Origin of the sequence: Novosphingobium sp. 63-713, assembly GCF_001898925.1 — a bacterium.
Classification (GTDB): Bacteria; Pseudomonadota; Alphaproteobacteria; order Sphingomonadales; family Sphingomonadaceae; genus Novosphingobium.
The window spans coordinates 623,688-645,667 of record NZ_MKVS01000005.1 but is presented as its reverse complement, the minus strand read 5'-3'; the positions used below and the strand labels follow the sequence as shown (position 1 = coordinate 645,667).

The following is a 21,980-nucleotide window of genomic DNA, read 5'->3' as shown; positions in this document are numbered from 1 at the left end:
TCCACTTGATCCGCCACGGCGCGGTTGAGGGGGCAGGGCGCCTCCATGGCCATCGCGATGTGGCGCCAACGCCGGAGGGTCTGATCGCCTGCCGCGCCCGAGCGCGGGGATTGGCGGTGGCTTGCCTCATTGCCTCGGACCTGTCCCGCGCGCGGATGGCGGGCGAAGAGATCGCGCAGGATAGCGGGCTGGCGCTCACCATCGACCCCCGCTGGCGCGAGTTGAATTTCGGCGCGTGGGAGGGCTGCGCTCCGGCCGAACTGGGCGGGGCCATTGCGCCGTTCTGGGATGATCCGCAGGCCAATCCTCCCCCAGGCGGCGAAAGCTGGGGCGATATGCAGGGCCGCATCGCGCAGGCCCTGCTGGTGATCGAGGAGGACGCGCTGGTCATCACCCATGCCGGGCCGATGCGCGCGGCGCTGGGCCTGCTGCTGGGCCTGACCTATCGCCAGACCTGGGCTTTTCATTTGCCCTATGCCGCGCGGATCAGCCTGCGCCTGTGGGGCGACGGGGCGCAGGTGACGGAATTGATCGCGTGAAACATCTGATCCTCGCGCTGCAATTCATGACGCGCCTGCCGCTGCCCGCGATGGAGGCGGACCGGGCGGATTACGCCAAAGCGATGCGCTGGTTTCCCGCCGCCGGGCTGGTGGTGGGGGGCTGCGTGGCGGGCGCAGTCTGGGCGCTGGGGCGGGTCGATCCGTGGCTGGGCGCGCTGGGCGGCCTCGCGGCTTGGGTGGGCATGACGGGCGCGCTCCATCTCGACGGGTTGGGCGATATGGCCGATGCGGCGGGCGCGGCGCATAAGGATCCTGCGCGGTTGAAGGCCGTTCTGGCCGACCCCCATATCGGCAGTTTTGGCGTGGTGGCCATCGTCATGCAATTGCTGGCCAAGCTGGTGCTGCTCCATGATGTTGGCGATGTGCTCTGGCTGGTGCCGGTCGCTGGGGCCGCGCGGGTCGGGCCTTTGGTCTGGACGCTGATCCTGCCCCCGCTGCATGAAGGGTTGGGCACGCTGTTTCGCGATGGCGTGGGCTGGCAGCATGTGGCGGTCTGGGGCGGTTTGCTGGCTCTTGCCTTGCCCTTTGCGCCTTGGCTGGTGATGGCTGTTCCGGCCATCGCTCTATGGGCGCTTTGGATCAGGCGGCGGATCGGCGGCATTTCGGGCGATGGCCATGGCGCGGGGATCGAGCTGGTCGAAGCCGCGCTGCTGCTCGCCATGGTCTGCGCGCGATGATCGGCGGTTTTACCCATCACGGCGGCGCATTGGCGGCGGCGGCGCGGCATTTCGGTGGCGAGGATTGGCTCGACCTGTCTACCGGGATCAACCCCGCGCCATGGCCCGGCACTATTGAGGCCGACTGGCAACGCCTGCCCGAACGTGAGGCTTTGACCGCGCTGGAGGCGGCGGCGGCGGCGCATTTTGGCGTCTCGCCCGAATATTGCTGCGCCGTGCCGGGCAGCGAGATGGCGCTGCGCCTGATCGGGCAATGGATCGGAGCGGGTTCCTATCGCTGGCCTGCCTATCGCACCCATGCGGCGGCCTTTCCCGATGGCGAGGCGGGCGATGGGCCGGGCGGTGCGCGGGCGTTCTTGCTTGCCAATCCAAACAATCCCGATGGGCGGATCACCCCGACGCGGGATCTGCATGCATGGCATGATGATCTGGCCGCGCGCGATGGCTGGCTGGTGGTGGACGAGGCCTTTGCCGATGCCACGCCGGAGGTTTCGGTGGCGGGGCGGGTTGGCGCGTGGCCCCGGCTGATCGTGCTGCGCTCCTTTGGCAAATTCTTTGGCCTTGCCGGTTTGCGCCTCGGCTTTGTGCTGGGAGCGGGGCCGGTGGTGGCGATGCTGCGCTCCATTCTGGGTGACTGGCCGCTGGGGGCGGCGGCCTTGGCGGCGGGCGTGGCGGCCTATCGCGATGCGCCATGGATCGCGCAGGCGCGCCGCGATCTGGCGGCGCGGGCGGGGCGGATGGCTGAATTGCTGGCGGCTCATGGGTTCAAGGTGCTGGGCGAATGTCCGCATTTCCGCCTGATTGATGGTGCGCAGGACTTGTTTGACCGATTGGCGCAGCATCGCATTTTGACCCGCCCGTTTGATTATAACCCGCACTGGCTGCGTCTGGGCATCCCGGCGGCGCAGGAGGATTGGGTGAGATTGGCCGGAGCTTTACGTCATGGCTGATCCTGTGGCCCTGACGGCCATGGCGCTGGAGGCGGCACTGGGCTGGCCGGGATGGCTCTATCGCCGGGTGGGCCATCCGGTGGGCTTGTTTGCGCGGATCATCAACGCGGCGGAGCGCATCGGCAATCGCGGCGGCGCTGCGGCGCGGCGCGTGGCGGGCGTGTTCACGGTGGCGCTGCTGCTGATCGTGGCGGGGGGCGGGGGCTGGGCCTTGCAATATGCCGCCCTGTCGTTGGGGCCTATGGGATGGCTGCTGGTGGCGGCGATGGCATGGCCCGCGCTGGCGATGCGCAGTCTGGACGATCATGTCCGCGCGGTCTGGCGAGCGGGCGATCTGGGCACGGCGCGGCGGGCGGTGGGGATGATCGTCGGGCGCGATACGGCGGATCTGGACGAAGATGGCGTGGCGCGCGCCGCCATCGAAAGTCTGGCCGAGAGCTTTTGCGATGGGGTGCTGGCCCCGCTGTTCTGGTTGTTGGTGCTGGGCCTGCCGGGGGCGTGGGCCTATAAGGCATTGAATACGGCCGACAGTATGATCGGTCACCCGGAGCCGGACTTGCGTGATTTCGGCTGGGCGGCGGCGCGTGCCGATGATCTGGCCAATTGGATCCCGGCGCGATTGTCCGGCGCGGCGCTGTGTCTGATGGGCGGCGGATGGCGGATCATGTGGCGCGATTGCCGCCGCCATGCCTCGCCCAACGCGGGGTGGCCGGAGGCAGCGATGGCGGGGGCGCTGGGCGTGCGTCTGGCCGGGCCGATCAGCTATGACGGCGTCTTGCGCGACAAGGCCTGGATCGGCGATGGGCCGCCTGCGCGCTGGGAGGATCTGGGGCGGGCCTTGGCGATTTATCGGCGGGCCTGCGTGATGGTGTTTGTGGTCGTGGGGGCGTTATGGCTGCGATAATGTTGCAGGGCACGGGTTCGGATGTCGGCAAATCGGTGCTGGTGGCCGGGATCTGCCGCGCGCTGGCCAATCGGGGCCTGCGCGTCATGCCCTTCAAGCCGCAGAATATGTCGAACAATGCCGCCGTCACCGTCGATGGCGGCGAGATCGGGCGGGCGCAGGCGCTGCAGGCGGTGGCCGCGCGGGCGGCGTTGCATACCGATATGAACCCGGTGCTGCTCAAACCTCAGGCCGACCGTACATCGCAACTGGTGGTGCATGGGCGAGTGCGCGGCACGCTGGGTTCGGGCAATTTCCGCGAGGGGCGGCGGGGGCTGCTGCCCGAAGTGCTGGAGAGTTTTGCGCGGTTAAAGGGCCAATGCGATATCGTGGTGGTCGAGGGCGCGGGATCGCCCGCCGAAATCAACCTGCGCGAGGGCGACATTGCCAATATGGGTTTTGCCCGCGCGGCAGGCGTGCCGGTGGTGCTGGTGGGCGATATTGACCGGGGCGGGGTGATTGCCTCGGTGGTGGGCACGCGGGCGGTGATTGATCCGCAGGATGCCGCGATGATCCATGGCTTTATCATCAACAAGTTTCGCGGCGATCCCGCTTTGTTTGCCGATGGTTATACCGCCATTGAGCAGCGCTCCGGTTGGCGCGGCTTCGGGCTGGTGCCTTGGCTGGCCGATGTGGTGCGCCTGCCCAGTGAGGATGCGGTGGTGCTGGAAAAGGGGCGGCGGATTGCGGGCGACCGGCTGATCGTGGCCTGTCCTATCCTGCCGCGCATTGCCAATTTCGACGATCTCGATCCGCTGAAGATGGAGAGCGGGGTCGAGGTGGTGATGATCCCGCCCGGCACGCCGATCCCGGCAGAGGCGGGGCTGATCGTGCTGCCCGGATCGAAGGCGACTTTGGCCGATCTGGCCGCGATCCGGGCGCAGGGCTGGGACATTGATATTCTGGCCCACCATCGGCGCGGCGGCGCGGTGCTGGGTATTTGCGGTGGTTATCAGATGCTTGGGCGCAGCATTGCCGATCCTTTGGGCATTGAGGGTGCGCCCGGCGAGGCGGCAGGGCTGGGCCTGCTCGATGTGGCCACGGTGCTGGGCGAGAGCAAGATGCTGCGCGAGGTGCGGGGCGAGGCGCTGGGCGCGGGTTTTGCCGGATATGAGATGCATATGGGGCAAACCAGCGGCGCGGCGCGGAGTTTTGCCCGATTTGACGATGGGCAGGAGGATGGCGCGGTCAGCGCCGATGGGCTGGTGATGGGCACCTATTGCCACGGGCTGCTTGGCTCGACGGCGCTGCGCGGGGCTTTGCTGGCGCGGTTGGGGGCGGCGTCGGATGGGGGCGATTATGCCGCCGGGGTCGATGCGGCGCTTGATGCCGTGGCCGCGGCGCTGGAGGAGCATCTGGATATGGACGGGCTCATCGCTTTAGCGCGGGGGGCGGCGTGAAGTCGATGTTGATTCTGGGCGGCGCGCGCTCGGGCAAGAGCCGCTTTGGGCAGGCTCGAATTGAGAGTTTTGCGGGCGATTTGACCTATATCGCCACGGCGCAGGCGTTCGACCCGGAAATGGCCGACAGGATCGCGCAGCATCAGGCCGACCGGGGGCCGCGCTGGCGCACGGTCGAAGCCGCGCTGGACCTGCCCGAGGCAATTGCTGCGGCGCAGCATGGGGCGGTGTTGGTCGATTGCCTGACGCTCTGGATGTCGAACCTGATCCTGGCGGAGCGGGATTGCGATGCGGCGGGCGAGGCCTTGTGCGCAGCAGTGGCCGATTGCCGCGTGCCGATTGCGCTGATCGCCAATGAGGTGGGCTTGGGCATCGTGCCCGACAATGCGCTGGCGCGGCGCTTTCGCGATGCGGCCGGATGGCTCAACCAGCGCCTTGCGAAAACGGTGGATGAAGTCGTATTTGTAGCCGCCGGATTGCCGTTATTCCTCAAGTCCGGCGCATGATTGTGGCATAAGGATTCCCGCATTGTCTTCGGGAGTTTTTGTGAGAAAATTGAATATCATGCTGGGCGCGATGCTGCTGGCTTCCACCGCTCATGCACAGGGTGTTTCGGCGCCGCTCGAACCGGGCGTTTGGATGAAGGGCGACCTTCATCTCCATTCGCGCCACAGCAAGGATACGACCAACAATTCCGTCGGCAAGATCATCCATTTTGCCGAGGACGAGGGTTTCGACTTTCTGGGCATCACCGATCATGACAACCATGTCGATGGCGACACCGCGCATCATACATGGGCCGATCCGGAATGGCGCTCGGATCGGATCGTGCTGCTCTATGCCGCCGAATGGACGACCGAGCGCGGGCATGTGAATGTCTTTTCCTCGCATCCCTATGACCAGAAACTTTTGCGCAGCATGAGCGATGCGCGCGATGTCAAACTGATCCCCCTGCGCAAGAGGCTGGGCGTGCATATGTCGGCCAACCATCCGACGAACAAGGACCACTATGGCTTTTCCTTCGACATGGTGGATTCGATCGAGGTCTGGAACAGTTCGAACTGGGCCAAGAACCCGCCCGCCTTGCTGGTGTGGGACGACATGCTCAAATCCGGGCGGATGATTGCGGGGCGCGGAGGCAGCGATTCTCACCATGGCTGGCCCGACAAGCCGGAGGATCGCGGGCCGCTCAGCGGCGAGCGCATGGCCAATTATGTCGGCACGCCCACCACCTGGGTCTATGCGGCCAAGCGCGACCGGCAGGGCGTGGTCGATGCGCTGACCCATGGCCATGGCTCGATCAGCGCCAATCCGCGCGATCCGCGTGTCGAATTCTATGCCGATCTGGATGGCGATGGAAAGATCGACGCGATGATGGGCGACAATCTGCGCGCCGACGGCAAGCCGGTGACATTCCGCATCCGCCTGTCCAATGCGACGATTCCATGGGCGCAATATCAGGTCCGCGTTGTGCGCAATGGCGAGACTTTCACCACTTTGCCGGTCAATGCCAGCGATCCGGAAGCCACTTTCACCGACACGCCGCCCTTGGGCAAACGCAGCTATTACCGATTGGAAGTGACCGGGCCGCAGGCCGATTATCCGGCTGTGCCGATGGCGGCGGGCCGGAGCGACACAATGGTGGCGCTCTCGAACCCGGTGTATTTCAATTACGATCCGTCGTTCTGATGGCGGTTTTGCGGGCCGGATACGCCATCCGGCCCGCCGACCAATCACGGCGCGGCGGTGAAAATCAGCCGGTCGAGCGCGATGCCGCCGCTGCGCGCGGTAACGGCAATGCGATGCGCGCCGAGGGTAAGCGCGGCAGGCACCGCCACTTTCAACTGATTGCTCAAAACGCCCTCGACCCAGCCCGCACTGCCCACCTGACGCGGGACGGTGATGGCGATGGGGGCGCCGCCGTCGATGGTGACCTCCAGCTTCAATTCGCGCGCGTCTCCGTCCGGAAACATGGGCAGGATGCCCAGCGCGACGCCGGTTTGCCCCTGCGCCAGCGTGAAGCCGGCCGACCACGGGGCGCCTTGCGCATCGGCGATCATCACGCCGCGCCCGCGCCCCATGCCTTCCACCTTGCGCCAGCCCTTGGCGGGCACATCCTCGGCCTCCAGCACCGGCGATGACGGCGCCGTTGTCGCGTCTACGCGGGCAAAGAAGCGGTCGGGCGCGCTGCGCAGCGAGGCGGCGGGCGTGACCAATGGGCGCGGGCGATAGATGCGCCATTGCGGATCGGCCGGTTCGGCGGGCATGATGTTGCGCCATTTGCCGCCCGCGATACCATTGTTATAGCGCTCGGTGATCGCGGTGATTTCCTCATCCGCCCATGCCATTGCGCCGCCTGCGGAATAGGCTTCGGCGGGCGTCACCTCGATCATTTCGTCATAATATTCGGCCGCGAAATAGCGGATATTGGCGGCCGACGCCGCCCGGATCGGAAATTCGACCAGTTCGAACCACGCATCCTGCCGGTCGGCAGGAACCTGCGCGGCCATGGCCTTGGCCTGCGCCGCCAGAGCGCGCCAGCGGCGCAGGCGGTCATGCGCCTCGGGCACGGAAAAATCGGAAAGGTGGCGGTCCTCAGCCTTGGCGGGCCATTCGAGATGTTCGGGGCGGCGGGCAAAGTTCAGGCGGAAATATTCATCCATCAGCGCGGCGGCCTTCGCGCCCAATTCCGCCCCGAAAGCCTCGCCCAGCCAGCTCTTCAGGTATTCCTGCTGGCTTTCGCCCCGGTGCTTCTCCACGTCCCATGCCATGTCGAGGAAATGACTCGTGCCGATCTCGGCGGGCTTGATGTCGCCCACATTGACGATCCAGATGTTGCGCGCGCCCTTGTCATAGGCGCGCGTCATTTCCTCGCGGACCAGCGCGGGCGGGGTGGTGGAAAGCCAGAGATAGGAGAGCGGATAGCCCAGATAGGACAGATGGTAATAGACGCCCGCGCCGCCCGAACGATGGGCCTCGGCCTTGCTGGGGAATTGGCGGATATAGCCGAAATTGTCATCGGGCCAGACGATGGAGACATTCTCCGGCACCTTCAGGCCCGAGCGGTAGATGTCGAGCACCTCCTTGTAGGGCACGAAAATCTGCCCCGCCTTTTCCGCCCCGCCTGCCACATGCTTGTCGAGCAAGGCGCGTTGGTCCTTGATGATCCGGTCGAGCAGCGCGACCTTTTCGGCCATCGTGCTGGTGCCCACCATGCCGGTGTCGTGCAGACCGCGCATGCCGATGGTCCACAGGTTTTCATAGGCCCCGTTCTTTTGCACCCGCTCCTCCCAATAGAGGCGGATCTTTTCGGGATTGGCGGCATAGTTGAAGGCTTCGGGCGCATCCTTCCATTCGCCCACATTGTTGCGCAGCATCACCTCGGAATGAGACGAGCCCATGATGATGCCGTAATCATCGGCGAGTTTCGCATTGGCGGGGTCGGAATTGAAAGCCGCCGTGGTCTTGTGCATCGCGGGCCAGAGCGTGTTGGCTTTCAGCCGCAGCATCAGTTCAAAGATGCGGGCATAGGTCTTGGGGCCGATATTCTTGTATTCCGGGTCGAAAGACTGCGCCGCCCAAGGGAACAGGCCCCAATCCTCGTCATTCACGAAGATGCCGCGATAGCGCACCGAGGGCGGGCCGAAATGATGCAGGCCTGGTGCGGCATAGAGCGCATCGTGATGGCGCGGGGCCAGATCGGCCCACCAGCTCCACGGATTGACGCCCATCGCGCGCGAGACTTCATAGGCGCCAAAGGCCGTGCCGCGCCGGTCGCTGCCCACCACCACCAACGCGCGGGGCACGCCGGGCAGGGGGTTTTTGACCGAGAGGATCAGGAAACTTTCCCATTTGCCCGCCAGCGCTTCGGGCTTGATCGTGCCCTTTTTGATTATGGCATCGATGATCGGGCTTTGCCCCAGCGTGCCGATGATGATCGCCGCGGGGGCAGGCGCGGCTTCGGAGAGCAGGCGCGGGGTCTGCCCCGTCACCTGCGCCATGTCGCGGGCGAGATCCTGCGCGGCATGGCGCACGGCCATCGTCTCGCCCGGCGCGACGATGATGGGGGCGATGCGGCCATGATCGGCCAGCGCGAAGGCGTCCTTCGTCGGGGCAAAGCGGATGATCCCGTCATCCCCGGCATAGGCATGGCCCGAAAGGCTGGTCGCGCATAGGGCGGCGGCCAGCAGGGCGGTTTTGGCAAATTTCATGATACTCTCCCGGCCTTATGCTTTCAGGATCAAGCCTTTGCGGTCCATCCACCAGCCCACGGCCCAGCACACCATCGTATAGGCCAGCGCGCAGAGCAGCGAGCCTAAGGCGCCCGGAGCCACGGCCTGAAACAGGCGGATGCCGACCCAATCGTAAACCCCGTCCTCGCCCAGCGGCACCATGTTGAGCACCGTGACGAACATTTCGGAAAACAGATAGATCGCCAGCGGATTGCGCCCCAGAATGGTGAAGAAGCGGACGCCCCCCTGCTTGCCGCGCAATTCGATGATCCAGATCGTCCAGCCCAGCAGCAGCAGATCAAGCCCCGTGGTCAGCAGGACAAAGGGGCTGGTCCACAGCTTCTTGGCGATGGGGAACCAGGGCTCCCACGCATGGGCGGCGGCCATACAGGCAAGGCCCGCCACCAGCATCACGCGCAAGGCATCGCGCAGATCGCCGCCCCGCTGGACCAGCAATCCGGCCAGATAGCCCGCGAGCACATTGACCACCGCAGGCAGCGTGCCGAGGAAACCTTCGGGATCAAACCCGCCATCCTTTTTATACAGATGCCCCGGTGAGAGCAGCCACATGTCAAACCGGGTCCCCGCGTTGCCCATCTTTCCATAGACATCGCCCGGCACGCCGAAATGCAGCAATATGGCCCAATAGCCCAGCAAGAGCGCCACGCAGGCCCCCAGCACCACCCGCCAGTCCGCCCAGCGCACGATGACGCCCGCCAAAACATAGCACAAAGCCAGCCTTTGCAGCACGCCCGGCACGCGGGTCTGCGCAAAGGGGATCAGATCCCAGCCAGCATCGCCATGCCGCACAAAGGGAAACCAGTACATCAGGAAGCCCAGCGCAAAGATGATCGCCCCGCGCCGCAGCAGACGCGCCAGATAGGGCGCGGCGGGCAGTGGCCTGCGCATGGCAAAGCTCATCGCATTGCCCATGGCAAAGAGGAAGGTGGGAAAGATCAGATCGGCCAGCGTGAAGCCGATCCATTTGGCATGGATCAGCTGCTCATAGGCCCGCGCGCCGGGGCCCGCCGTGTTGACCAGGATCATCAGAAAGATCGTGCCCCCGCGAAATACATCAAGCGAGACGAAGCGCTGGGCCTTAACGGGTTCACTCACGGCAATTCTTTCAGCATTTGCGCGGCGGCGCGGACGGGATCGGTGGGCGCGGCATGGGCGTAATCCTTGCCATTGGCCACCCATTGTTCTTCCCAGGCGCGGATGCGGGCGATGGCGGCGGCTTCATCCAGAGGCCGATGCGCCAGAGCGGCGGCGCGTGCATCCTCCAGCATCATTTGCCAGCGCGGCAGATAATAGTCGGCATAAAGTCCCGACCATGCCCGCGAGGCATAATCGGACAGATGGCCCGTCCCGCCCCAGATGGTGACGATGGCCTTGGCTTGCGTCGCGTAATCGGCTTTTTCCTGCGGCGTGTCGCCATAGGCGCGGGCGTCTTTCACCCAGGAGGCAAGCGTTTCCTGCTGATTGGCGGCCAGCGTGTCGATCTTGCGGGCCAGATCGGAGATTTGCGCGCGCGCTTTGTCGCCGCCCGCCACATCGCCCGCCTTATAGGCGGCCAGCGCGGCCTTGAGCCGGTCATCCAGCCTCATGCTGGCATAATGGCGGGTGAGATCGACAATATCCTTGGCGAACAGGGCCGAAGGATGCGCTGGCGCGGCGGCCAGCATCGCCTCGATGCCCCGGCGCAGCGCCGCAGGATCGCCCGGCGCGGCGGGATAATCCGCGCCGCTCAGGCTGGGGCGTTTGAAGAAGAGATAGGCACCCGCCATCTGGTTCCACCAGCGCGGGGTCCAGTAGCGGGTCTGATAGGCGCCCGAAATCGCCCCCTGCCATGCCGAAACCAGCGCGGGCGAGGTGCTGCCATAGCGCGCGGCGGTATAGGTTTTGAGCCATTCCCCCAGATCACGCTTTGGCCCCCATGCCAGATCATGGGCATAGGCATAGACGATGCTGTTCGAATGCAGCCCTTCGGGAAACAGGCCAAAGCCCGCCATATGGCCCTTGCCCGGATGGTTCAGCGCGGCGGCCATGTCGGTTTTATAGAAGCCAAGATCGCCATAGGCCGGGTTGCTGCCGCCATAATTATGGACATAGCCGTAAACCCATTGCTTGCCGTAAAAGGCCTGCGTCTGCTGCCAGATGCCGGGATAGCGGTCATTGCCGATGTCGAGCACCAGCATCTTTTCATCCGGCACCTTTGACAGGAAAGCGCGCACCGCATCGGGCGTCCAGAACGCCTTGTCCGCGCCGAACAGCCAGCCCTGCATCACCCATGTCGCGTTGGGCGCGGCGGCGGTGATCGAGTGATAGAGCTTCTCGCCATAAGCGGCCAGACGCGCATCGCGCACCGCAGGCGGCAGGGCGGCGACCTTTTCGGCCTGGGTATTGGCGGCGGCGGTGTTGGCGATGGCATCGCCATATTGCGCGTTGGCCGCATCCGATCCGTCCTCGGCAATCGGGGGGACCATTTCGTTGAACGCATCGGCAAGGTAATAATCGCCCGCACCATAAGTGGCGTTGTAAATCTCGATGAAACGCTTGGCCAGACGGGCGAAAAGCGGATCGGACGGGTCGAGCCAATAGGTCGGCGGGAAACCTTCCCAACTGCGCATTGTGTAGATCCGCGCCTTGGGATGGGCCTTGGCAAACCCTTCCGGCACATAGCCGGCAAAGGCGGGCAGCACCGGCTTCATGCCAAGGCTGCGCATCCGGGCGAGGATCCGGATCTGAAGCTGATGCTTCTTTTCGATCCAGCCGGGCGAGAGCGGCGCGCGATAGCCCGCGATATTGCCCATCCGTTGCCACGGCAAAAAGGGCGCGGCGGACAGGCTTTGGCCGATGGCGGCCTCATCCATGCCTTCCTCGCGCCAGAGCGCGCGCCAGACATATTCCTGCCCCTCCATGGCCAGCGGCGTATCGACGCCATGCGCTGCCATCCAGTCGATCTCGCTGCTCCACCGGGCCCAGTTCCACCATGGCGTGGTATAGCCATAGGTGCAGGTGTTGAGATAGGCGCGCAGGTCGAAGGGGGAGGAAACTTCGCCGCTGTCGAAATTGTCGGCGCGCGACAGGGGCGCGGCGCGGCGGCCTTCCCAGCTTAAATGCAGCTTGCCCTTGGCCTCCAGCGCCTGCGCCACGCCATGCACCAGCGCGATGGGCGAGGAGCCGCTGGCCGCAATCGCGCCATGGCGGATGCGCACGCGATAGGTGGGATGGGCGGCGGGGCGGATGGACAGATCAACCCGCTGCGCGCGAACCCCCATGCGCGCGATGGCGGCCCGCGCGGCGGCCACTTCGGGGCTGTCGGCAGCCTGAGCCGCGCCGCCTAACGCCAGCGCCACGGCAAGGCTGGACATCAGCAAAGGGTGCAGGCGCAAAGGTTGCAGGATCGACATACGGGGGTTTTCTTCCGTGCAGGCGGGCAGGACAAGCGGGCAAACACAAAAAATCCGGCGAGGGGGCGAGCGACGGATCGCCCTCCCCCCGCCGGACAGTCAGGGTAGGTTCTTAGAACTTGTAGGAAGCCGAGGCATAGAAACTGCGGCCGTTGAAGCTGCTTTCCTGCCACACCGAGGTGCCGGTGTAGGTCGCCTTTTCGCGGCTGTTGTTCAGGTTGATGACGCCTGCGGTAAAGCTGAGATGCGCGTCGGGCGTATAACCGGCGCTCAGGTCAACCTGGGTGCGGGCCAGAACGGTGTGGCCTTCGCGGGCAAAGAAGCTGTCCGCGCTGTTCTGGTCATAGGCGCTGCGATAGTTGAGCGAGGCGCGCAAGCTGAAGTAGCGGTTTTCCCAATAGGGCGTCACGTTCCACGTCACCTTCGACAGGTTGCGGACCGTATAGCCCGTGCCCACCGCCAGCTTTTGCGGGATCACGCGGGTATAGTTGGCGATCAGGCCGAAACCCTTGACCGGCAGCATCTTGTCGAACGAGTGGTTCAGGCTGATTTCATAGCCCTTGATCTTGATCGTGCTGGGATCGTTGAGCGATTGGGTGATGTCATAGGCATTGCCCGCAGCATCGGCGCAATCGCCCGCCGTATTCTTGGCCAGCGCCGTGCCGTTGAACGAGGAGGGGCAGATCAGCGACGTATAAGTGCCGTTCTTGATCCATTTGTAGAAGCCGTTGATGGCAATCGCGCTGGAGCGCTCATAATACCATTCCACGCCCAGATCGACCTGATTGGCAGTCAGCGCCTTCAGGTCCGCCTGACCCAGATCGACAGTGTAGACCTTTTGGCCGCCCACGTTCGAAACCGAGGAGGTCTGCGCCATCGAGGTGTTGCTGTCCATGATCGGACGCACCAGCACCTTGGCGGCGGCGAAACGCACCTGCACCGACTTGGCCGGTTCCAGTACGAGGTTCATGCTGGGCAGCAGATTGCCGTATTTCTGGTTCAGGTTGTAATCGCCGATCTTGGCCTGAACTTCCTGATAGCTGTCGCTGCGCGGGCCGGTCACGTTGCCCTGCACCTTTTGCGTGGTGTATTCATAGCGCAGGCCGATATTGCCGCGCAGCGGCATCCCGGCGATTTCCGTCTCGATCGTGGCCTGACCATAGACCGAGGGCATATAGCGGTCGACGTGATACGAGGCTTCGGGCGCATAGATTTCCGGCACCACTATGCCGGCGGCGGCCAACGCCTTGTCATAGGCGCCAAGATCGGGCGCAACCCATGCCGTGGGGATGCCCGACATGCCGTTCAGGAAGCCGCTCACCTGATAATTATAGGTAGCCATCGCCGGGAAGATGCTGCTCGACGGGGCGGGCTGGGCCGAACCCAGCGCGATCAGGTCGTGGCGCGAAACGAAGCGGTTGAACGTTTCGTGGCGGAACTTGACGCCCGCGGCCAGCTTGCTGATCGGGCCGAAGGAGACGTCCTTGTAGAGATCGGCCTGACCCGACCATTCGGTCGTGCGCATGTTGCGCGTGGCGCCATTGGGATATTCGTTGCGGTTGAGCAGCGAAGGCGCATAGGTCGCGGTCGAATTCAGCGCCGAGGAAGTGTTGAAGCTGATCGCCTCGGGGTTCGAAATATCCAGCGTGGCGCTGGCGATATTGATGCCCAGAATGGCGGCCGCTTCGCGCTGATACGATGTGCCCTTGGAATAATTGGCAATCGCGCGCCCGCTCCAGCCATTGTCGCCCTTCCACTTGGCCGACAACGTGTAAAGCTGGGTCGTCAGGTTGCGGTCTTCGTGCTGACGGTTGTTTTCCATGGTGAAATTGGTGGCCGTCACATTGGTGGCCGCACCATTGGATGCCGAATTGACGGTGATGCGCGAGGTGTCGAACAGGAACACCTGCTGGTTCAGGTCATAGGTGGTCTTGTCCTTGGCATAGATCGCGTTGAAGCCCACCTCGATGCGGTCGGACGGGCGCCATTGCAGACCGCCGCTGGCCATCAGGCGTTCGGTTTCGCGGTCGATGCGGCGATAGCGCGGGCGGCGCGGGGTCAGGATGCTGTTGCCGCCGATGGTCTGGTTGGTCCAGCGGTCCATCCACATATAGTCGGCGCGGTCATTCAGCTTCTGATAGCCAAGGTTGACATAGACGCCCAGCGTGCCGTCAAGGAACTGGTCGATATAGCTGACGCCGACCTTGGGCGTAATCTTGCCGCCCGCATATTGCGAATTCTGCGCCTTGGCCGACACGACCAGCTGACGCTTGTGGTAATCGAGCGGCTTGGTGGTTTCGATGTTCACCGTGCCCGACAGGCCGCCCGCATCCATATCGGCGGTGGGCGATTTGATGACCTGAATGGCGCTGGCCAGTTCGGTCTGGATGATGTCGAAGCGGAAACCGTCGGTGAAGTCGGCGCTCTTGATGGTCTGGCCGTTGATCGTGGTCATCGCATATTGGGGGCCAAGGCCGCGAATGCTGATCGTGGCGCCGCGACCGTTGATGTTCGACATCTGGACGCCGGAAATGCGCTGGATCGATTCGGTGATGTTTTCGGCCGGGAACTTGCCGATGTCTTCGGAGGAAATGCCGTCCGAAACGCGCGTGTCCTTGCGCTTGGTGTCCAGGGCCGACTTGAGGCTGGCGCGGAAACCGGTGACGACAATGCCGTCCGAGGCGTCAGCAGCGGGCGCTGCGGTTTGCGCATGGGCCGCGCCCGCCACGATCAGCGCCGATGCGCCGCAGGTGGAAAGCATTGTCAGTCTGGCAGCACGTGAAAGCGGCGAAACAAGCGAAGCACGCAAGATCGTCATAAAACCCCCTCAAGAAATTGAGCTGAACCCTGTATCCTCCCGGAGGTGGCGCATCCTGTGCGCCATCTGCCCCGTTCGCTGACCAGAAATCCGCCGGAAGGACGAGTCTGTCAAGTCATTTCAATGACACATTTGTTCAAATTGGTATTGCAAATATGTGACGATTGGCGTGGAAGTGACATGATTGGCCTGTCCAAAAAGGGTCGCATTTCCGGGTAAAGTAATGATTAGGCGTCGGTTTTATTGGGGGGCTCTGTGGGTCCCCCAGGTTTGCGCAGCTCGGTCAAAACTGCGGATGATACGTCAAATTGCGAATGCGGATGAAAGCTGTTGCAATGATGACCGCCTTAAAATAATACCAATTAAATATCACTTGCCGACATATTGGCATGACAGACACGCCTCCATCGCGAGGCGGCGCAAGGCAGGACCCCATTCGTGACACCTTCACTTGATGACCGACCACTTGACGGCAAACGCCCCCCTCTCGCCTCGACCCTGATGTATGCGGAGGCCGCCGAGGCGGGCGCCGCCGTGGCGCGCTTTGTCGCGGGCAATCGCGCCGAGCTGGCCCGGCTGGCCGCGCATCTGGCGCAATGCCCGCCCGCCTTTGTCATCACCTGCGCGCGTGGTTCGTCCGATCATGCCGCCACCTATGCCAAATATCTGATCGAGACGCGCCTTGGCCTGCCCACGGCCTCGGCGGCTTTCTCGACCGTTTCGGTCTATGACGCCCCGGTGGTCCACCCGGCGGGCGGCGCGGCCCTTTGCCTTGCCATCTCGCAGTCGGGTCGCAGTCCGGACATGCTGGCCACGGTCGAGCGCCAGCAGGCATCGGGCGCGACTGTGGTCGCGCTGGTCAATGACGAGACTTCTCCTTTGGCCCAGATGGCCGATTTCACCCTGCCGCTTTATGCCGGGGCCGAACGCTCGGTGGCGGCCACGAAATCCTATATCACCTCGCTGGCGGGCATTGCCGCGCTGGTGGCGGCCTGGACGGGCGATGCGGCGCTGGCCCGCGATGTCAAGGGCCTGCCCGCGCTGCTCGATGCGTCTTTCGCGCTCGACTGGACCCCGCTGATCAGCGGCCTGCTCGATGCCTCGAACCTGTTCATTCTGGGGCGCGGCTATGGTCTGGCCATTGCCCAAGAGGCCGCGCTCAAGCTCAAGGAAACCTCGGCCCTGCACGGCGAGGCCTTTTCCGCTGCCGAGGTGCGCCATGGCCCGATGGCGGTGGTGCGCGAAGGTTTCCCGGTGCTGGCCTTTGCGGGCGGCGACGCCACAGGGGACGATGTGCGCACAATCGCGGGCGAATTTGCCGCGCGCGGGGCGCATGTCTGGCTGGCCGATGCGCAGGCGCAGGCGCCCGATGGTGTGACCCATCTGCCCGCCTTGGCCGCGCGCGATGAACTGGCGCCGATCTTGATGATTGCCAGCTTCTATCGCATGGCTAACACCTTGTCGCAGGCGCGGGGCCATGATCCCGATCAGCCCCCCTATCTTGCCAAGGTGACGCGCACGCGATGAACACGGTTGATGTCCTTAACGGCCAGGCCCTGATTGCGGGGCAGTGGCGTTCATCAGTCCGCCTAACGATGGATGGCGGGCAAATCGTGTCCGTCGATGATGCGGGCGATGCCGATGCGGTGCTCGACCTGCACGGCGGCTATCTGCTGCCCGGCTTTGTCGATACGCAGGTCAATGGCGGCGGCGGGGTATTGTTCAACGATTGCCCGACGGTTGATGGCGTGGCCGCGATTGCGGCGGCTCATGCCCGCTTTGGCACGACCGCGCTGCTGCCCACGCTGATCAGCGATTCGGTCGAGGCGGTGGCTGCCGCGCTCGATGCGGTGGACGATGCCATTGCGCAGGGCGTTCCCGGCATCGTCGGCGTGCATATCGAAGGCCCCTTCATCAACCCCGCGCGCAAGGGCATTCACAGCGCGGCGCGCCTGCGCCGCCTTGACGATGCCGCGATGGCGCTGCTCACCCGCCCGCGCCGGGGCGTGGTGATGCTGACCATCGCGCCTGAACTGGCCGCGCCCGAACAGATCGTCACGCTGTCCCGCGCGGGCGTCATCATCAGCGCGGGCCATACCGACGCCACCTATGAAGAAGCCATCGCCGGTTTCGACCATGGCGTGCGCGGCGTCACACATCTCTATAATGCTATGACGCCTTTGCAGCATCGCGCGCCCGGCATGGTGGGCGCGGCTTTTGATCGTGATGATGTCTATTGCGGGCTGATCGTGGATGGCGTCCATGTGGCCACGCCTGCGGTGCGTCTGGCCTGCCGGGTCAAGGGGCCGGAGCGGCTGATGCTGGTGACCGATGCGATGCCGGGCGTGGGCAACGGGGGGCAGCCCTTCATGCTCGATGGTCGCCCGATCTATGTGCGCGACGGCATGTGTACCGATGCGGCCGGAACGCTGGCAGGATCGGGGCTGGATATGGCTACGGCTCTGCGCAACACGCTGACCATGACGGACCTGCCGATGGAGCAGGTCTCGCAGATGGCCTCGGCCACGCCTGCGGCTTTCCTCGGACAGGAAGACCGGATCGGCCGGATTGCGCCGGGCATGGCTGCGGATTTCGTGGCGCTCGATGCCCGTCTGGGCGTGGCGCAGACGTGGATTGGCGGCATCTGCCGCTTTGCAGGATAAAGCGATGGTTCTGGATCTGCGCGCGCCGATGGACGGCTGGATCAGCCCCTTGGCCGAAGTGCCCGATGATGCCTTTGCCGGCGGGTTGCTGGGGCCGGGGCTGGCGATCGATCCGCTGGCCGATACGGTTTGCGCGCCTGCTGCGGGCGAGGTGCTGGCGGTTCATGCGGCGGGTCATGCGGTGACGCTGCGCCTTGCGCCGGGGCTGGATGTGTTGCTGCATTTTGGGCTGGAAACGGTGCGGCTGGGGGGCGAAGGTTTCGCGCCCTTGGTGCGTGTGGGCCAGCGCGTTGCGGCGGGCGATCCGTTGCTGCGGGTTGATCCGGGCGCGGTGGTGGGCCGGGCCAAAAGCCTTGTCATGCCGATCATCCTGATCGAGGCCGAGGGCTGGCAATGGCAACCGGCGATCTCGCAAGGGCTGGTTGCCAAGGGCGATGTGCTGGGCCGGATTACCGGCGCGGGCGTGGCGGAATCGGGCGCGGAAGCGAGTGGCGAGGCTTTGTCCCGCACCCTGCGCGTGCCTCTGGCCCATGGGCTTCATGCCCGACCCAGCGCACGTCTGGCCGCCCGCGCGCGTGAATTTGCCGCCAGGGTGCAGGTGGAAAAGGGCGAGGCGTCCGCCGCGATCACCAGCCCCAGCGCGATGCTGCGGCTGGGCGTGGGCCATGGCGATACGATTCGCCTGCTGGCGCATGGAAGCGAAGCGCGCGAGGCGCTCGACGCCCTGAGCGAAATGATCGCGGGCGGGATGGGTGAATTTCTGGCGGTTTCCGAAACGCTTGCTGCGCCGGTCATCGCGCCTCTGGCCGTCGCTGTATCGGCGCCGCAACCGGGCGACCGGCTAAGCGGTGTGACGGCCGCGACCGGCATGGCGGTGGGCCATGTCTGGCGCCCGCGCCGCGCCGAACCCGAATTGGCCGCGATCAGCAAGGGTGAGGCCGCCGAACGGGCCTTGCTCGACGAGGCCCTTGCCAGTCTGCGCGCGGCCCTGACTGCCCAGAGCGAGGCGGGCACGCCTCAGCAAAAGGCGATTTTGAGCGCGCATCTCGCGCTGCTCGATGATGAGGAACTGGTCGGCGAGGCGAAAGCCGCCATCGCCGCCGGGGCCAGCGCCGCGATGGGCTGGCGCAAGACATTGTGGGCGCAGGCCGAGGCTTTGCGGCAATTGCCCGATCCGCGCTTTGCCGAAAGGGCGGGCGATCTGCTCGATCTGGAACTGCGCCTGCAATGGCAATTGTGCGGCGAAGAGCCTGAGGCGCCCTTGCCCCCGCATGGCGCGATTCTCGTGGCCGAGGATCTGATGCCCAGCGAGGTGGCTACGCTTGATCTTTCCCGCGTGGTCGGTCTGGCTACGGCGCGCGGCGGGCCGACGTCGCATGTCGCCATCATCGCGGCGAGCCGGGGCCTGCCCGCGCTGGTGGCGCTGGGGGAAGGGCTGATGCTGGTGAGCGAAGGCACGCCTCTGGTGCTGGATGCCGATGGCTGCGCGCTGGAAATCGCGCCTGAGGCGCATCGGTTGGTGAGCGTTCGTGCGATGATCGAGGCGCGCGCTGCTCGGCGCGCCGCCGCCTTGGCCAGCGCGCATGAGGAAGGCCGCACCCGTGACGGTACCCGCATCGAGGTTTTCGCCAATCTGGGCAAACTGTCCGAGGCCGCCCCTGCGGTGGCGGGCGGGGCCGAGGGCTGCGGATTGCTGCGCACCGAATTCCTGTTTCTCGACCGGCAAAGCGCGCCCGATGAGGATGAGCAGACCGCGCAATATGTTGCCATCGCCGATGCGCTGGAGGGGCGGCCGCTCATTATCCGCCTGCTCGACATTGGCGGCGACAAGCCCGCGCCCTATCTGCCGATTGCCCCCGAGGAGAACCCGGCGATGGGCCTTCGCGGCCTGCGCGTGGGTCTGGCACGGCCCGATGTCTTGGTCACGCAATTGCGCGCGATCCTGCGCGCGGCACAAGGGCGGCGGGTGAAGATCATGGCCCCGATGGTGGCCCGCGTTTGCGAACTGCGCGAATTGCAGGGCGTGGCGGCGGCGCAGGCGGCCTTGCTGGGCGTGGATTTGCCCGAGATCGGCGTGATGGTGGAAACGCCCGCCGCCGCCGTGATGGCCGATGCGCTGGCGGCGCAATGCGCTTTCCTGTCGATCGGGACCAATGACCTGACCCAATATGCGCTGGCCATGGATCGCGGCAATCCGGCGGTGGCGGCGGGGTTGGATGGGCTGGACCCCTCGGTCCTGCGCCTGATCGCCCAGACCTGCGCCGGGGGCGCGCGGCATGGCAAATGGGTGGGCGTGTGCGGGGGGCTGGCCTCAGACCCTCTGGCGGTGCCGATCCTGATCGGGCTGGGCGTGGGCGAATTGTCCGCCGCGCCCGCGATGGTGGCGGAAATCAAGGCGTTGGTGCGCAGCGTCGATGTGGCCGATTGCCGCAGCTTGGCCGCCCGCGTGCTGGAGGCCGACGGCGCGGCGCAGGTGCGCGCTCTGGCGGCGGAATTTATCGGAGGGCTGGCGTGATGACATCTGCATTCCATGGCGCCGCGCAGGGGCTGCAACGTCTTGGCCGCGCGCTGATGCTGCCGATTGCGGTGCTGCCGGTGGCGGCTTTGCTGCTGCGCATGGGCCAGCCTGATCTGTTGAACCTGCCCTTTGTCAGCGCGGCGGGCGATGCGATGTTCGCCAATCTGGGCCTGCTTTTCGCCATTGGCGTGGCGACCGGCTTTGCCCGCGACGGCAATGGCGCGGCCCCTCTGGCCGGGGTCGTATGCTTTCTGGTTGCCAGCGAGGGCGCCAAGGCCTTGCTCAAAGTTCCTGCCGATGTGGTCGCGGGCGTGGCCGAGGCGGCGCGCGGGGCGGTAACGGGCGCATGGCGTCAGGGCCAGATCGGCCGCGTGGCGGTGCCTTTGGGCATTGTCTCGGGCATGATCGGGGGCCTTGGCTATAATCGCTTTTCCGGCTTCCGCCCGCCCGATTTCCTCGCCTTTTTCGGCGGCAAGCGCTTTGTGCCGATCATCGCGGGCGCTTGCGGCGTGCTGCTGGCCGCGCTGGTGGGGTTCAGCCATGATGCGATCAATGCGGGCGTCGATGGCGCCTCGCGCGCGGCCCTGAACAGCGGAGCGTTTGGGCTGTTCGCCTATGGCTTGCTCAACCGCCTGCTGCTGGTGACGGGGCTGCACCATATTCTGAACAATATCGCGTGGTTCGTGCTGGGCGATTATCATGGGGTGACGGGCGATCTGCGGCGGTTTTTCGCGGGCGATCCGGGGGCTGGCGCGTTTATGAGCGGCTTTTTCCCGGTGATGATGTTCGGCCTGCCCGCCGCCTGCCTTGCCATGTATCGCAGCGCGCGGCCTGAAAAGCGGCGCGAGACGGGCGGGATGCTGGCCAGCCTCGCGGCGACCTCCTTCCTGACCGGCGTGACTGAGCCGATCGAGTTCAGCTTCATGTTCCTCGCGCCTGCGCTTTTCGCGCTGCACGCGGTGCTGACCGGGGCAGCGATGGCGCTGATGTCCTTGCTCCATGTCCATCTGGGCTTTGGCTTTTCGGCGGGTCTGTTCGACTATGTGCTGAACTTTTCCAAGGCGACGCGGCCGCTGGTGCTGATCCCGGTGGGGCTGGCCTATTTCGCGATCTATTATGCGGTGTTTCGCTTTGCGATTGTCCGGCTCGACCTGAAAACGCCGGGGCGCGAAGAGGACAGCGGCGAGGCGGCCGAGGTTTCGACCGAGCAAGGCCGGGGCGCGGCTTTTGTCGCGGCGCTGGGCGGGGCGGACAATCTGGTCGAGGTGGGCGCCTGCACCACGCGGTTGCGCTTGGTCGTGGCGCGGCAGGAGGCGGTGGATGAGGCCGCGCTCAAGGCGCTGGGCGCGCGCGGGCTGATCCGGCCTTCGGCGCAGGGGCTTCAGGTCGTGCTCGGCCCGCAGGCCGACAGTGTGGCCAGCGAGATGCAGGCTGCGATGCGGGGCGGGTCGGTGGTTCGCGCGGCGGCTCCGGTTGGGGAAGCTCTGGCGGCCTTGTCGCCGCAATCCTTGCCCGCGCCGGTGCGCGCCGCCTTGGGGCCGGTCGCATCCCTCCATGTCGGGCCGAGCCGTCTGGTCGTTCAAACCGAGACTCCCCCTGATCTGGAGGCGCTGGCGGCCCATGGTCTGCGTGGGGGCGTGCAACTGGGCGGGCAATGGCATCTGCTCTTTGCGCCCGAAACCATTTCCGCCTGGCACAGATAAACAACCGACAGGCGTTTGCAGGAGGGGGCTCGGCAAGACATATTAAAGTCTTGCCGAGCCCCATTCCTTTTTGGATAAGACAGATAGCAGACCGCGCAGGCCC

At 65.2% G+C, this 21,980-nt stretch carries 15 protein-coding genes; 11 read left to right on the top strand and 4 right to left on the bottom strand.

What is annotated here, in order from left to right; all coding sequences use genetic code 11:
- Window positions 1–5 precede the first annotated feature (5 nt).
- The 7 genes from BGP00_RS03650 to BGP00_RS03620 are packed head-to-tail and all read left to right on the top strand — an operon-like array spanning window position 6 to window position 6,219.
- Complete coding sequence (locus BGP00_RS03650; RefSeq protein ID WP_292921986.1) at window positions 6–539, top strand: histidine phosphatase family protein; 534 nt, start codon at window positions 6–8, stop codon at window positions 537–539.
- The gene (locus BGP00_RS03645; RefSeq protein WP_292921985.1) at window positions 536–1,237 is read left to right on the top strand and encodes an adenosylcobinamide-GDP ribazoletransferase; all 702 of its coding nucleotides are present in this window, start codon (window positions 536–538) and stop codon (window positions 1,235–1,237) included. The genes BGP00_RS03650 and BGP00_RS03645 overlap by 4 nt, the downstream gene beginning before the upstream one ends.
- The gene (locus tag BGP00_RS03640; RefSeq protein WP_292921984.1) at window positions 1,234–2,187 is read left to right on the top strand and encodes an aminotransferase class I/II-fold pyridoxal phosphate-dependent enzyme; all 954 of its coding nucleotides are present in this window, start codon (window positions 1,234–1,236) and stop codon (window positions 2,185–2,187) included. The genes BGP00_RS03645 and BGP00_RS03640 overlap by 4 nt, the downstream gene beginning before the upstream one ends.
- Entirely contained in the window at window positions 2,180–3,091 is a 912-nt protein-coding gene (gene cbiB, locus BGP00_RS03635) for an adenosylcobinamide-phosphate synthase CbiB (RefSeq protein ID WP_292921983.1), read from the top strand. The genes BGP00_RS03640 and cbiB overlap by 8 nt, the downstream gene beginning before the upstream one ends.
- Window positions 3,079–4,530, top strand: a complete 1,452-nt coding sequence (locus BGP00_RS03630) for a cobyric acid synthase (protein ID WP_292921982.1) — start codon at window positions 3,079–3,081, stop codon at window positions 4,528–4,530. Before cbiB ends, BGP00_RS03630 begins: the two co-directional genes overlap by 13 nt.
- A 5-nt stretch (window positions 4,531–4,535) precedes the next feature.
- Complete coding sequence (gene cobU, locus BGP00_RS03625) at window positions 4,536–5,036, top strand: bifunctional adenosylcobinamide kinase/adenosylcobinamide-phosphate guanylyltransferase (RefSeq protein WP_292921994.1); 501 nt, start codon at window positions 4,536–4,538, stop codon at window positions 5,034–5,036.
- Window positions 5,037–5,076: 40 nt separating this feature from the next.
- Window positions 5,077–6,219: a CehA/McbA family metallohydrolase gene (locus BGP00_RS03620; protein WP_292921981.1), complete on the top strand. Its 1,143-nt coding sequence runs from the start codon at window positions 5,077–5,079 to the stop codon at window positions 6,217–6,219.
- A 44-nt stretch (window positions 6,220–6,263) separates the two neighbouring features.
- Here the strand turns inward: BGP00_RS03620 and BGP00_RS03615 are convergent, their stop codons facing one another.
- From BGP00_RS03615 to BGP00_RS03600, 4 genes are all read right to left on the bottom strand, one after another.
- Window positions 6,264–8,741: a glycosyl hydrolase 115 family protein gene (locus BGP00_RS03615; protein ID WP_292921980.1), complete on the bottom strand. Its 2,478-nt coding sequence runs from the start codon at window positions 8,739–8,741 to the stop codon at window positions 6,264–6,266.
- A 15-nt stretch (window positions 8,742–8,756) separates the two neighbouring features.
- Window positions 8,757–9,878 carry a heparan-alpha-glucosaminide N-acetyltransferase domain-containing protein gene (locus BGP00_RS03610; protein ID WP_292921979.1) on the bottom strand — a complete coding sequence of 374 codons (1,122 nt, stop codon included), beginning with the start codon at window positions 9,876–9,878 and terminating at the stop codon, window positions 8,757–8,759.
- On the bottom strand, window positions 9,875–12,175 hold the full coding sequence (locus BGP00_RS03605; RefSeq protein WP_292921978.1) for an alpha-N-acetylglucosaminidase: 2,301 nt from the start codon (window positions 12,173–12,175) through the stop codon (window positions 9,875–9,877). Before BGP00_RS03605 ends, BGP00_RS03610 begins: the two co-directional genes overlap by 4 nt.
- A 112-nt stretch (window positions 12,176–12,287) precedes the next feature.
- A complete protein-coding gene (locus tag BGP00_RS03600; protein WP_292921977.1) occupies window positions 12,288–14,993 on the bottom strand; it encodes a TonB-dependent receptor in 2,706 nt (901 codons plus the stop codon).
- A gap of 501 nt (window positions 14,994–15,494) precedes the next feature.
- Here BGP00_RS03600 and BGP00_RS03595 point away from each other — a divergent pair.
- From BGP00_RS03595 to nagE, 4 genes are read left to right on the top strand one after another with little or no spacing between them, the layout of a single operon-like run.
- Window positions 15,495–16,520, top strand: a complete 1,026-nt coding sequence (locus BGP00_RS03595) for an SIS domain-containing protein (RefSeq protein WP_292921976.1) — start codon at window positions 15,495–15,497, stop codon at window positions 16,518–16,520.
- Complete coding sequence (gene nagA, locus BGP00_RS03590; protein WP_292921975.1) at window positions 16,517–17,656, top strand: N-acetylglucosamine-6-phosphate deacetylase; 1,140 nt, start codon at window positions 16,517–16,519, stop codon at window positions 17,654–17,656. Before BGP00_RS03595 ends, nagA begins: the two co-directional genes overlap by 4 nt.
- Before the next feature lie 4 nt (window positions 17,657–17,660).
- Window positions 17,661–20,171, top strand: coding sequence for a phosphoenolpyruvate--protein phosphotransferase (gene ptsP / locus BGP00_RS03585; protein WP_292921974.1), 2,511 nt, complete (start codon window positions 17,661–17,663; stop codon window positions 20,169–20,171).
- Window positions 20,171–21,877, top strand: a complete 1,707-nt coding sequence (gene nagE, locus BGP00_RS03580; protein ID WP_292921973.1) for an N-acetylglucosamine-specific PTS transporter subunit IIBC — start codon at window positions 20,171–20,173, stop codon at window positions 21,875–21,877. The genes ptsP and nagE overlap by 1 nt, the downstream gene beginning before the upstream one ends.
- Window positions 21,878–21,980: the final 103 nt, after the last annotated feature.